Origin of the sequence: Desulfomonile tiedjei DSM 6799 (assembly GCF_000266945.1) — a bacterium.
Taxonomy (GTDB): domain Bacteria; phylum Desulfobacterota; class Desulfomonilia; order Desulfomonilales; family Desulfomonilaceae; genus Desulfomonile; species Desulfomonile tiedjei.
The window spans coordinates 3456955-3470048 of record NC_018025.1; the positions used below are offsets into that span (position 1 = coordinate 3456955).

At 52.7% G+C, this 13094-nt stretch carries 9 protein-coding genes; 6 read left to right on the forward strand and 3 right to left on the reverse strand.

The genetic code is table 11. The annotated features are described in order from the left end of the window. Positions 1 to 75 precede the first annotated feature (75 nt). From DESTI_RS28950 to DESTI_RS14675, 6 genes are all read left to right on the forward strand, one after another. Positions 76 to 591, forward strand: coding sequence for a hydrogenase iron-sulfur subunit (locus DESTI_RS28950; protein WP_157212169.1), 516 nt, complete (start codon positions 76 to 78; stop codon positions 589 to 591). Between the two features lie 66 nt (positions 592 to 657). Further along, on the forward strand, positions 658 to 1326 hold the full coding sequence (locus DESTI_RS14655) for a methylenetetrahydrofolate reductase C-terminal domain-containing protein (protein WP_014810752.1): 669 nt from the start codon (positions 658 to 660) through the stop codon (positions 1324 to 1326). Then, positions 1323 to 2246, forward strand: coding sequence for a methylenetetrahydrofolate reductase (locus DESTI_RS14660; protein WP_014810753.1), 924 nt, complete (start codon positions 1323 to 1325; stop codon positions 2244 to 2246). The genes DESTI_RS14655 and DESTI_RS14660 overlap by 4 nt, the downstream gene beginning before the upstream one ends. Positions 2247 to 2275: 29 nt before the next feature. Next, positions 2276 to 3664 (forward strand): glutamate synthase-related protein, encoded by a 1389-nt coding sequence (locus tag DESTI_RS14665; RefSeq protein ID WP_014810754.1) that lies wholly within the window; start codon positions 2276 to 2278, stop codon positions 3662 to 3664. 15 nt (positions 3665 to 3679) lie between these two features. Then, positions 3680 to 5215 (forward strand): glutamate synthase-related protein, encoded by a 1536-nt coding sequence (locus tag DESTI_RS14670; protein ID WP_014810755.1) that lies wholly within the window; start codon positions 3680 to 3682, stop codon positions 5213 to 5215. Positions 5216 to 5223: 8 nt separating this feature from the next. Further along, positions 5224 to 7881: a GltB/FmdC/FwdC-like GXGXG domain-containing protein gene (locus DESTI_RS14675; RefSeq protein WP_014810756.1), complete on the forward strand. Its 2658-nt coding sequence runs from the start codon at positions 5224 to 5226 to the stop codon at positions 7879 to 7881. Between the two features lie 217 nt (positions 7882 to 8098). Here the strand turns inward: DESTI_RS14675 and DESTI_RS14680 are convergent, their stop codons facing one another. From DESTI_RS14680 to DESTI_RS14690, 3 genes are all read right to left on the reverse strand, one after another. Beyond that, complete coding sequence (locus DESTI_RS14680) at positions 8099 to 9028, reverse strand: IS110 family RNA-guided transposase (RefSeq protein ID WP_014810757.1); 930 nt, start codon at positions 9026 to 9028, stop codon at positions 8099 to 8101. Between the two features lie 621 nt (positions 9029 to 9649). Then, a complete protein-coding gene (locus DESTI_RS14685) occupies positions 9650 to 11701 on the reverse strand; it encodes a 3-hydroxyacyl-CoA dehydrogenase NAD-binding domain-containing protein (RefSeq protein ID WP_014810758.1) in 2052 nt (683 codons plus the stop codon). A 108-nt stretch (positions 11702 to 11809) separates the two neighbouring features. Beyond that, positions 11810 to 13078, reverse strand: a complete 1269-nt coding sequence (locus tag DESTI_RS14690) for a thiolase family protein (RefSeq protein ID WP_014810759.1) — start codon at positions 13076 to 13078, stop codon at positions 11810 to 11812. Positions 13079 to 13094 lie beyond the last annotated feature (16 nt).

Below are 13094 nucleotides of genomic sequence, written 5' to 3' on the forward strand. Positions count from 1 at the left end.
GCTCATTTTTTGTCTACACAACATGTCTGTTTCATTCAGAGGCTCGCATTTTTTTGCTCTCTGACAAAAAAGTACTTGAAAGAGAAAGCACATTACAGGATAATTTGCAGTTACGGCATTCTTACGGAAAGGGTAAACCCCAACAGAACAATGGAGAAGAACCCCACTAAAATAGTAGTCTATCACTGTACAAACTTACGACTCTTTCATAATGGGAATCAGAAGAAGTTTGCACGGGAAAGGCCCGGCATCAATATCGTCGCTGTTCCATGCTCGGGCAAAGTCGAAGCGCATCATCTACTCAAAACACTGGCAAGCGGCGCGCAAGGCGTTATGGTCCTGGCCTGCGGAGAAAAAGCATGCCGGTACCTGGAGGGTTCCATGCGCTCCAAAAAACGGGTAGAATATGCGAAAGAATGGCTGGTGAAATTAGGAATCGAACCGGAGAGATTCCGATTCATACATGTCCCGCCGATGGATATTACGGCGCTGGACTCAGCCCTGAAGGAATTTGCCGCTGAATTGCAGTCCTTCGGAAACACACCTCCCATCGCAAAGAACCAGACTGAGTTGACTACTAATCCCAGATAACGTGGCTCCTGCCTGAACACTCCGGAAAGAGAAAATCGGCCGGTCCAGCCAATAAGGAGGAAATCCGTGATCGTTGCGGAGCTGAAAGAAATACGTGAGATCAGGAACATGGTCGATCGATACGCGTCCATACTCGTTGTGGGATGCGATTCCTGCGTAGCCGAATGCGCTGCAGGCGGACATCGTGAAACCATGCTGCTGAGTGCAGCTCTCAAGTTGTCTTACAAGAAAGACAACCTGAACCCTGTGATAACAGAAGCGTGCCTGGATCGGCAGTGCGTGGATGACTTCATCGAAGGAATCGCTCACCTCGTGCCCGAGCATGACGCAATACTCTCTCTCGGGTGTGGCGCAGGCGTCCAGGCTCTCGCGAGAGTGTACGCCGACAAGCCCATTATCCCTGCCCTGAATACCCTCTTCATCGGTGAAACCGAAATGAGAGGCGTCTGGCAGGAAAACTGCCTTGGCTGCGGCCAATGCAAGCTCGGCTATTTCGGCGCAGTCTGTCCCGTTACCCGTTGTTCCAAGAAACTCATGAACGGCCCCTGCGGCGGATCCAAAGGCGGAAAATGCGAAGTAAATCCTGAAATCCGCTGCGGTTGGGACATGATCATTCGCCGGCTCGAGGCGTTGGGTGAACTCGACAGACTTACCGAATATGTCCCGCCTCTGGACTGGTCCACATCACATTCCGGAGGGCCGCGCCGTATCGTCAGGGAGGATCAGAAACCGTGAACACCGAAAGCCGTTTGGAAAAAGTTCTCACTTCCGGGAATTTCGCAGTTACTGCAGAATGCGGACCGCCAAAAGGTTCCGATGTTGCCGCTCTGCAGGAGAAAGGCAAACACCTTCTCAATTGCGTGGACGCAGTAAACGTTACGGACAACCAGACTGCTATCGTCAGGATGTCTTCCGTAGCTGCTTCTGCCATCCTGAAGAACATGGGACACGAACCGGTGCTCCAGATGGTAACACGCGATCGAAACCGGATTGCGCTTCAGAGCGATCTCTTCGGAGCATATGCGCTGGGTGTCAGGAATGTCCTGTGTCTCACGGGCGATCACCACTCTTTCGGTAATCAGAAAGAAACCGTCGGTGTTTTCGATCTCGATTCCATACAGCTCCTGAGAACTGTCCGGGATATGCGCGAACAGGGAACGATCATCGGAGGAGAAGCAATCCAGGTTCCACCGAAGATGTTTATCGGCGCAGCGGAAAACCCTTTTGCAGACCCGATTTCCTGGCGAGTCGTCCGCCTTGCAAAGAAAGCGGCAGCAGGAGCGGATTTCATCCAGACCCAATGCATCTTCAATGTGGACCGGTTTGCTGAATTCATGAAGCAAGCCCACGATCGGGGCATCACCGAGAAATTGTACGTGCTCGCTGGCATTACTCCTCTGAAGACAGTCGGAATGGCCAGGTACATGGCAAACAAGGTTGCCGGAATGGAGATTCCCGAGGAATTGATTTCCCGTATGGCCGGAGTTCCCAAAGAGAAGCAGGCCGAAGAAGGAATCAAAATTACCGTAGAGACGATTCAGAGAGTCCGCGAAATCCCGGGAGTAGCCGGTATCCATCTTATGGCCATTGAATGGGAACACAAGGTCCCGGAAATCCTGAAAGCAGCCGGTCTTGACAAAAGGCCTGCTGCTTAGCTCATCGAGCGCTCCGAAAGAGATCGCACATGCCCAAAAAGTATCATATACACGTCCATGCCACACCGAATCGATTCCCGGTCGTGGGAAGATCCGGGATAGTCGACTGGGGAGAAGGCTGTCTGAAATGTGCCGTCTGTGTGAAGCAGCGGTGCGTTTACGGTGTGTACAAATCCCGAACGTTTTCAACCGACATATTGTCCGACACCATCGACGAACTGTGCAAGAGCTGTTTTCGATGTGTGCAGGACTGCCCCAGGCGGTTGATTCATAAAACGATCAACCCCGAATGGGAGGCGCTCGGTGATGACGTTTACACGCCTCAGATAATCGCAGCAACCTGGGAACAGGCGAATACCGGCAAAATACCCGTATCCGGCGCAGGGTATGGGGGTCCCTTTTCCGGTCCCGGATTCGATTCCATGTGGACGGACATGAGTGAAATCGTCAGGCCCACACGAGACGGAATTCATGGCCGGGAATACATTTCCACGGTTGTGGACCTGGGAAGAAGACCCGGTTATTTGAAATTCGGCTCTGAAGGGAATCTGTTTGACGAATCACAGCCCTTCATTCGCATTCCCATTCCCCTGATTTTCGATGTCCTCCCCTTTGGAGACCTGTCTCCCCAGGTCTGGAAGGCTGTTGGAGCAGCAGCGGTTGAATTGCAGACGCTTGCAATCGTTCCCGAAACAGTGGCCAGGGATCTGGCGGGCTTTGAGAACAACCTTGTTCCACTGCTTTCCGATGATCGTTTCGATGGAGAATGGGTCAAGAATTTCAGGATGGTCGAAATACCGGACGGAGATAAGGCGCTGGATCGGAAGGAAGCTCTAAAAGCGATCAAGCCGAACCTGCTCGTTTCCATCCGCATGCAGGCTTTGGCATCGAAAGAACAGGCGGCTCGTGTGGCCGACTATGCTCGAGCCGGCTTCGATCTCATCCATTTCGTTGCAGACGAGCGCGGGTATGAGCCGGGCGTCGAGGATGGTCTTCACATCAAGGATGTCATCAGGTCGTTGCATTCGGCACTTCTCAGCGAGGGAATTCGGGACGAGGTCACGGTCATGAGCTCTGGCGGGGTCGCCATGGCCGAGCACGTGATCAAGTCGCTCCTGTGCGGAGCGAACGTTGTCGGCGTAGATATTCCGCTGCTTATAGCGCTTGAATGCCGGGTGTGCCGAAATTGCCGTGAAGGCGGAGAATGCCCGGTGGATATTTCCGGCATCGATGCTCGCTGGGGCGTTCAGAGAATCATCAATCTCATCGGCGCCTGGCACAATCAGCTACTCGAGATGATGGGAGCAATGGGTATTCGCGAGGCGCGGCGGCTGCGAGGCGAACAGGGCCGAGTTCTGTTTATGGAAGATCTCGAACGCGAAACGTTCGGCCGACTCTTTGCGCGAGATAACTCGTAATAAGGATCTGTTTTCATGCATTACAAGAATATCTGGAGCGAAGTTCCTCCAGCAACGCCGATTCTGACTCCTTCACGATTCGGACGTGCAATCGGTAAATACACGGTCATGATCAGCGAGGCGTGCAATGACTGCCTCCGGTGCGTTTCGGTGTGCCCCGAAAAGGTGTTTGAAACACAGGGTGGAAAGATTGTTCCTCCTCACGATCACCGCTGTCTCGGGATCGAGTGTTCCAAAAAATCAAATCGCTGTATTGCGAATTGTCCGGTAAACGCCATCCGGGTGAACCTGAATCCGAGTGCCGAGGCTCTGGGTGATAAACGCTGGACTCCGGACCTTCTCATGAGCACTTGGCACATGGCGGAAACCGGGGAACTCCCCAAGAACGACCTGGAGTACAGAACCGGCGATTCAGGCGGAGGGTTCGACAAACTTCGCTTCCTTTTTCCCAAGAAGCTTCCCAGGCGTGATCTGGATAAACGGAATATCGATACATCCATCGATTTGAACCGCCGCAATGACGGCCGTCTCAAGATCACCATCCCGATTCCCGTGTACGGTGGCGGCATGTCCTTCGGATCTATCAGTCAGATCACCATGTTGAGCCGAATTCGAGGATTCGCTGCATGGGGATCTTTCACCTGTACGGGTGAAGGCGGATATCCGGAAGCATTGTATCCTTTTGACGATCACATTATCACTCAGGTGGCTACGGGCCTTTTCGGCGTCAAAGAAGAGACGATACAGCGGGTAAAGATTGTAGAATTCAAATACGCTCAGGGCGCAAAGCCCGGTTTGGGCGGTCATTTGCTTGGCGACAAAGTCACCGAGGCCGTGGCTCGTATCCGTGAGACCGTGCCAGGGTCCTCATTGTTCAGCCCGTTTCCCTTCCATTCCGTGTACTCGGTTGAGGATCATAAGAAACACATTGACTGGATAAAGGCGATAAACAATCGCGGCCTGGTCTCGGTCAAGGTGTCCACTCCTTCGGACGTGGACATGGTCGCAGTGGGTTCCTACTACGCAGGGGCTCACATAGTGCATCTGGACGGTTCGTACGGCGGAACCGGAGCAGCTCCGGATGTGGCAAAGAAGAACATTGCCATGCCCATCGAGTACGCTATCCCCAAAGTCCACAATTTTCTCGTTACGGAAGGGGTTCGGGATCAGATTACGTTGATCGTCTCAGGCGGCCTTCGTACTGCGTACGACATTGCCAAAGCAATAGCGCTTGGAGCGGATGGTGTTGTCACAGGGACTTCAGATCTGGTGGCTCTGGAGTGTATCCGGTGCCATAACTGCGAGAGCGGTAGAGGCTGCGCCAGAGGCATAGCCACAACCGACTCGGAGCTGGTGGGATTGATGGAACTCGCGTGGGGAACCCAGAGAATCATCAACATGCTGCATTGCTGGAAAAACCAGCTTCAAGAAATTCTGTTCCGCTTCGGAATGTCCAGCATTAGAGAACTGGTGGGACGCACTGATTTACTGGCCCATCTTGATTACAACTCGGATGTGCCGGATGACGATATCCGGCAGCCGCTCGCATGAGGTTTGAGATGAAGTACGACGGGTCTTTTGCTGAAAAAATACTTGCCACCCGAATACGAGAATTCGGACGAGTCGATTTCTCCACGAATCTCAAGCGTGAGGACGAAGGCGGCTGCGGTGTCACCGGTTTCGCATGCAATATTCCTGTTGCGGGAAAACATATCTTCGAACCTTCCATACGCATGCACAACCGCGGAAACGGAAAAGGCGGCGGTATAGCCGCTGTCGGTTTCAGGCCGGAAATGCTCGGTGTTACGCGGGAAGTGCTGGATTCCCATTATATGCTGAATGTTGCACTGCTCGAGCCTAATTGCCTTCCCTTCCTGAAAGAGCAGTTTGTTACACCGTTTTTCAATGTGGCCAAGGAAGAGGTCATTGATCGTATGGCCGACTGGCGGGATCTTGAAGGCCTCGAGGTAAAACCGCCTGACGTCTGGCGAGCTTTCGTACGAGTCAAACCGGAAATCCTGAAGGATTTTGTGCAGAAAAACGGATTCGAGAAGATGCCCGCGCGCTGGGCTGAAGATGAGTTTGTCAGCCGCAATTCCATTCATCTGAATCGCAGGTTTTACAGCTCGCTTGGAGAAAAGCAGGCGTTCGTGCTTTCCCATGGCAGAAACGTGATGATCCTCAAGATAGTCGGATACGCGGAAAACGTGGTCCGATACTATAAGCTTGACGATTTTGAGGCTCACGTGTGGATCGCCCATCAGCGCTATCCTACTCGAGGTCGCGTATGGCACCCCGGCGGCGCTCATCCGTTCACCGGTTTGAATGAAGCGCTGGTACATAACGGGGATTTCGCGAATTATCACGCCACCTGCGATTATCTGAAGCAACGAGGGCTCGAACCGCAGTTCATGACCGACACGGAAGTCAGTGTTATGCTGTTCGACCTTTGGAACAGAGTATACGGCTACCCTCTCGAAGTTATAATCGAAGCACTTGCACCTACGGGAGAATTGGACTTCGACCTGCTCTCCCCCGAGAAACAGGCACTTTACGACCAAGTTCAGCAGACCCATATCCATGCCTCCCCGGACGGCCCCTGGTTTTTCATTATTGCCCGGAATATCCCGGAGTCCCAGACGTTTCAGTTGCTCGGCATAACGGATACCTCGATGCTGAGGCCGCAGGTTTTTGCATTGTATGACGGCGAAGTCCAGGTCGGTCTCATCTGTTCCGAAAAACAGGCTATTGACGCGACACTGCGTTCGTTGGCGGAATCCGATCCTCGCTTCAGCACGATTGCCGACAAATACTGGAATGCTCGCGGCGGGTCGCGTTCCGACGGTGGAGCCTTCATGTTCAACGTGACGCCTGACGGCAATGGAAGCAACCAGCTTTCCTGCTATGACAAATTCGGGCGAAAGGTCGAGATCGAGAGCCGGAAGCCCATGGATGTCACCCTGCCCGTCACCAAGCCCAACGACTTCGAGTCCGAAATCCAACCATTGCTGAATGATACGTTTTCGGACAAGACCGGGAGGAAGACATTCGAGCTCTTTCAGGACCGGGCAGTGCACTTGGATTACAATACCCTGCGGTACGCGATCAGGAATCTCGGACGAACGGCCCGCAAGCAAAAGCACTTGTTCCAGACCATCATCAATGCATTCACGTTGATGATAGACCGAAAATTCCCGCTTGGAGACAAGAAACGATCCGCTCTGGTGAGGATGGTCACCGAGGAGTTGAACGACACTTTCAGGTCGCTCCCCATGATCACCGAACCCATGAGCATCGGGAACTACGTGCTGGTGAACGCGGAAACCGGAAAGAATTTGCGGCCCCCTCTCGCGGTGGAACGTGCTCTGGTCATCGATGCCAAGGATTTCGAGCCTGAAGGCGACGAATGTGACGCTGTTATGATTGCGGATGCATATCGTCTCGGTTGGAGGAAATTCATCGTTTTCGATCTTCGCGGCCAAAGGTTCCACGGGTCGGGCTTCGGTTCGACTACCGCAGGCGTGCGGATGGATCTGTATGGAGCATCCGGAGATTACATGGCCAGCGGGATCGATGGCATGGAAATCCATGTGCACGGGAACGGGCAGGACCAGTTGGGTCAGATCATGAAGAGCGGACAGCTCGTGGTTCACGGCGATGTGGGCCAGTGTTTCATGTATGGCGCCAAAGGCGGCACCACCTTCGTGTTGGGTAACGCTGCAGGACGTCCTCTGATCAATGCTGCGGGACACCCGAGAGTCGTGATCAACGGGACTGCACTGGACTTTCTTGCAGAAAGCTTTATGGCTGGAGATCCCTTGAAAGGAGGCGGCTTCGTCATCGTGAACGGTCTTACCATGGATGAAGACGGAAATATCATTTTCCGGAACAGACCGTATCCGGGATCGAACCTTTTTTCACTCGCTTCCGGCGGTGCACTCTACATGCGGGATCCCAACCGGATGATCGTGGAAGAACAGCTCAACGGCGGTGCTTTATCGGAGCTTTCCGATGCGGACTGGAACCTGATCTATCCGTACCTGCTGGAAAATGAAAAGCATTTCGGCATCAAGGTGGAAGAACTCCTGACTGTCGATGGAGTCGTCAGAAGTCCCAAGGAAGTGTATCGCAAAATCGAAGCAGTGCCTCTGGCGGTCCTCAGTAAGATCCCCAGCACAGACGATTCAGTCTGGGCGGCAAATCCTCTCGCACCGTAGATAAGCTATCAAGAAGGGCCAAGGGAAACGTTTCTTGTACGAAGTCGTTTCCCCTTGGCCTGCCTTAAGTCTCTATATATCAGTTGCCAAAATTAGTGACCGATTGAAGATTAGGAATATTGGTAGGTGCCGTGCCTCCGTGCCGGCACATCTTCAATATGATCAATGATATCGATAGAATGGACCGGCAGCGACTGTGTTTCTTGTCAAGGAAAAACTACCTGGAAAGGCTGTTTTTCTTGAGCATTGCGTTTAGGATGACGATCATCTTACGCATACAAGCCGTGATGGCAACCTTGAAAGGTTTTCCAGCCTCAATGAGGCGTTGATAGAAAGGCTTGATGACTACATTGGACGTTATGGCCGCGACTGCAGCCATATACAGGGTTGAGCGTACATCCGCCCGTCCACCCGAAATCTCGCGCTTGCCTTTCTTCTTTCCGCTGTCTTTGTTGAGAGGCGCCAGGCCGACGAGGCGACTGATTTCATGACGGCTGACATGTCCCAGTTCGGGCAGTTTTGCCATGAGCACTCTGGCAGTTATGGGGCCCACGCCTTTGAAGGTTCGGAGGAGTTCCTCTGTTTCACGCCACAGAGGCGATTTCCTGATAAGGTCATCGACATCTTTATCGATGTCTTCGATTTCCTTATCTAGGGCTGCTATGACCGTTTGAATGCTGCGCTGCACGCGATTGGAACGGGCTCGATGGAGGCGATTCTTTTCTGATGCACGCAAATCAACAAGCTGCTTTCGACGTGTTACGAGTTCCTTGATTTGCTTTTCGTCCTCCGTTGGCAGCGGCTTCGGTATGGGCCTAACCGTTTGGGCAAAGCGTGCCAGCACATAAGCATCGATGGCGTCTGTCTTGGCGAGTTTTCCGATGCCTTTAGCAAAGTCCCGCACCTGACCAGGGTTGACGACAGCGATCGGCAGGCCGGCGAGACCTAACTGGGCCGCAACGGTTATCTCGTAGCCTCCGGTGGCTTCCATCACGATTACCATGGGGGTCTCTGCGTGGAGGATCTCAATCAGCGAGTCGATGCCTTGAGTGTCATTCTTGACGGTGGTGTGCATGCCTTTTGGCAGCACATGCGCATCCAACTGATCTTTAGAGATATCTATGCCAACAAAAACTTCTTCATGCATGTGTAACATCCCACCCTTGTGGATACGGACTTCTCAACGAGTCCAGGCGACTGTTCGGGCTTTTTACACGAAGGCCTCCGGTGATCCAGCTGCCGGGCAGTCTCAGAGGACCAAGGGACGAACGATCTACCGGTGCCTCTGCCCGACTCCTGCAGAGAGTCTGACAGACGTGCATCCCCCTCTATCAGGACTCTTATATCTTGGCAACCAAGAGTCCTATTTTTTGAAGTACCTCGTATCATTGATCCAGTATCAGCCCCTCCCCTCAGCTCGGTACCGGTTCCAGAGATTCAGTACTTCATGGACAGAAACATACAAGGGACGCCGATCCCTACCAATATCCTGTAATTCACACGAGGGATAAACGACAGAATTTTTGGCACTGACTATAGACCTATTCGTTTCAATTTGCTTGCTAGATTGGATGAGTGTAATCGGAAGACGTCTGCGCAGCTCTGGTAGCACCGGTGAGGCTGTCTCAAAACTTCCTAATCGCTTGGATGTGGGTAAGCAGAAAAGGCCGACACCAGAACTACTCGAGAGTGACCAAGGGCGCTCATGGTGAATTTGGTGAACCTTCTTGCATAAGAGGTTCACCAAATATTGTGATATAAGGCGGGATTAGAAAGTAAAGAACACTTTCTGGAGCACCTTCGGCGTATAGCCTACAACGTCGAGATACAGGGTGATTCCGCCATTGAAGAAGGGCCATCCTGCGCCCATGATCATCGCGGTATCGATGTCTTTGGGATCGGACACGACCTTTTCCTTGAGGATCATGTCTATTTCCATGGTCAGATTGGTGAGAAGCCGGTCCAGGATCTCCTCTTTCACGAACTCCTTGTCACCTCTGTCAGCCCAGATTTCCGCAGCTTTCGGATCGATCTGTCTACCCGGCCCCATGCCGCGGAAGACTGCGGGCAATTTTGCATTTACCAGGTTTTTCAAGTGCTCGTTAACGGGAAATCTCTCGGGCCAGGACTTGTGGCAGGTTTCCAGAACATGACAAGCAACTGCCGGGCCGACCAGTCCGAGAAGGTCGAATGGAGCCATGGGTAAACCGAGAGACAGGGCCGCTTCATCTACCTGATCGAAAGTAGCGCCTTCATCCACCATCTCGAAACAGTCACTCATGAGCTTTGTCAGCAGACGGTTCACGAGGAAAGCCGGTGAATCCTTCACGAGGATAGCGGTCTTCCCTATTTTCTTGGCGCACTCGAAAGCTGTTGCCAATGTCACGTCATCAGTTTTCTCGCCTTTGATAATTTCCAAAAGCGGCAATATCGCCACGGGATTGAAGAAATGGAATCCTACGACTCGTTCCGGGTGCTCCAGTTTGGATGCCATCTCGGTCAGAGAAAGGCTGGAAGTATTCGTCGCAAGGATGCAGGTGGGAGATATCACTGCCTCAGCCTGCGCAAATACGTCCTGTTTGATGTTCATTTCCTCGAACACTGCCTCGATGACGAAGTCACAGTCCGCAAACTGATCCCAGTCGAGGGTTCCGATAAGAATATGAAAGAGATGATCCGCTTTGGCCTGGGTGAGTTTGCCTTTGCTCACAAGCGCCTGAAGCTCGCCTTTGACGTACCCGAGCCCTTTGTCCAGGAATTCCTGTTTAATATCCTTCATGACAACCGGCACACCGTAGCGACGCAGGAACAGAAGCGCCAACTGAGATGCCATGAGACCAGCGCCTATGACGCCGATCTTCTTTATGGGCCTGGCTTTCACATCTGCGGGTTTTCCTGCTGGTTTTTTGGCTCGACGCTGCACCAGATCGAAGCTGTAAACGCCTGCCTTACATTGGCGTGACTTGATCAAATCTCCCAGGGCTTTGTCTTCTTCCGCGAAGCATTCGTCGATGCTCCTGGACAGATCGCATGCCTGCTGAATCAACTGAAGTGCGCGATATGGAGCAGGGGCCGCTCCATGAACTTTGAAGTCCAGGAAGTTCTTGGCCGAATCGATGTGAGTCTGCAGCCTGGAGAAATCCGGCTGCACTCTTTCCACTTTCTCTTTCCCATCTATGAGGTTCTCGAGAAACGCGAGAGATTCATCGAAGAACTCGACCGACTCGAACAGCCTGTCCGCAAGCCCCATCTGAAAAGCTTTTGAACCATCAATCATGCGGTTCTGGTTCATGGGATTGTACACAATCAGTTCAAGCGCCTTTTCCGGGCCGATCAGCCGTGGAACCAGGCTCGATCCACCCCATCCGGGAATGAGGCCGAGAAAACATTCCGGAAATGCTATTGCGGGCACTGCCTTCGAGACAGTCCGGTAATCACAATAGAGCGATATTTCCAGACCGCCGCCCAACGCTGCCCCGTTGATTGCCGCAAGAGTCGGGATCTTGAGATCCATGATCCGTTTCATTGCAGCATGTCCCGCTGCGCCGATCTGGCGCCCCTGCTCGAACGTGTTGATGAACGGTACCTGCATGAGATCTGCACCGGCGGCAAAAATATAATGCTTACCGCAGAGCATCATGCCTTTGTATTCTTTGTCTGCTTCAATCTTACTAACCGCCTCATGTAACGAGGCGAGGGCTTTTTCATCGAAAGTATTGGGCTTTTTATAGTCTTCGCCGTTGTCCATAGTGACAATGGCGATTTTCCCCACACGGGAATTATATGCCGTCACATAAAACAAAGTCGGTGCCTCAGCCATGACGATTCCTTTCCTTGAACGTAAGTGCCACTGGTAAATGGCATCGGTATCTGATGATGCGGCGTGTTCCGGCCGGTTCAGCCCGACGGAACAAGAATTCCACGGACATCAGTCTTTTTTCTTCTTTTTCTCTTTTTCTTTGGGTTCCTCTTTGTCGTGGTCCTTATGTTCGTGTTCTTCCTTGTCTTTGCCATTACGTTGCAGGTTCTTCCAAATAACCGTTCCGCCCTGGCCAAGACCGACGCACATCGTGGTGAGGCCGTACTTCGCTTCGGGATGCTCGGCAAACCCGTGCATCAGGTGACAAGCAAGCCGGACTCCCGAAGAAGCCAGAGGATGGCCGAATGCTATCGCTCCACCATAAATATTGAGCTTCGGATCTTCAGGGAACTGCAATCCGAATTCTTTCATGAATGCCACCGCTTGGACAGCGAAGGCTTCGTTCAGTTCGATAAGACCGATGTCGTCGATGGTAAGACCGGCGACCTTCAGCGCCTTGTGCGTCGCAGGAATCGGACCGATACCCATGATCTCCGGCTTTACACCGGCATATGCGAAGGCTTTGAGCTCCATCTTCGGCTCGATTCCGAGCTCTTCCGCCTTTTCCTTCGCCATAAGGATACATCCCGCGGCACCGTCATTCAGGCCGGAAGAATTGCCGGCAGTTACCTTGCCCATCACTCGGAAAGGAGTCTTCAGTTTGGCGAGTCCTTCTATAGTCGTTTCCGGTCTCGGCTGCTCGTCTTTGTCTGCAACTGTCCAGCCGGATTTCGTATAAACGGTCATGGGAACGATCATTTCACCGATTTTGCCTGACTGGATCGCCCTATTCGCCCGTGCCTGGCAATGGAGGGAGTACTCATCGGCCATTTCCTTGGTAATTTCAGGGAACATGTCATGCAGGTTTTCTGCGGTTTCTCCCATGCTCATGGCGCTTTGGTCAACGAGTTTATCCGTGAGGAACCGGGGATTGGGATCGGCAGTTGCTCCCATGGGATGATGTCCCATGTGTTCGACTCCGCCTGCAATGACCACGTCCGCCGCTCCGAGAGCAACAGCGGATGCCGCTGTAGTGATGGCGCTCATACCGCCTGCACACATTCGGTCAATAGAGTAACCGGCTGTAGTGACCGGCAATCCCGCAAGGATGACCGAGGTACGACCAAGAGTAAGGCCCTGATCTTTTTCCTGGCAGAATACGCCCCATGCATTTTCATCAATCATTTCAGGGTCGATTGTGGGATTTCGGCGCATCAACTCCCGTATGACCTTGACCACCATGTCATCGGCCCGGGTGTTCCAGAACACACCTTTTTCTCCAGCGCGGCCGAAAGCCGTTCTTATTGCATCAACCAAGACTACTTTTCTTGCTTTCATATTTGAACTCCGTTCA

Coding starts and splice junctions, on each gene's coding strand:
- DESTI_RS14690 (WP_014810759.1), bottom strand. CDS start 13,078: ATGAAAGCAAGAAAAGTAGTCTTGGTTGATGCAATAAGAACGGCTTTC.
- DESTI_RS14670 (WP_014810755.1), top strand. CDS start 3,680: ATGCATTACAAGAATATCTGGAGCGAAGTTCCTCCAGCAACGCCGATT.
- DESTI_RS14685 (WP_014810758.1), bottom strand. CDS start 11,701: ATGGCTGAGGCACCGACTTTGTTTTATGTGACGGCATATAATTCCCGT.
- DESTI_RS14680 (WP_014810757.1), bottom strand. CDS start 9,028: ATGCATGAAGAAGTTTTTGTTGGCATAGATATCTCTAAAGATCAGTTG.
- DESTI_RS14675 (WP_014810756.1), top strand. CDS start 5,224: ATGAAGTACGACGGGTCTTTTGCTGAAAAAATACTTGCCACCCGAATA.
- DESTI_RS14665 (WP_014810754.1), top strand. CDS start 2,276: ATGCCCAAAAAGTATCATATACACGTCCATGCCACACCGAATCGATTC.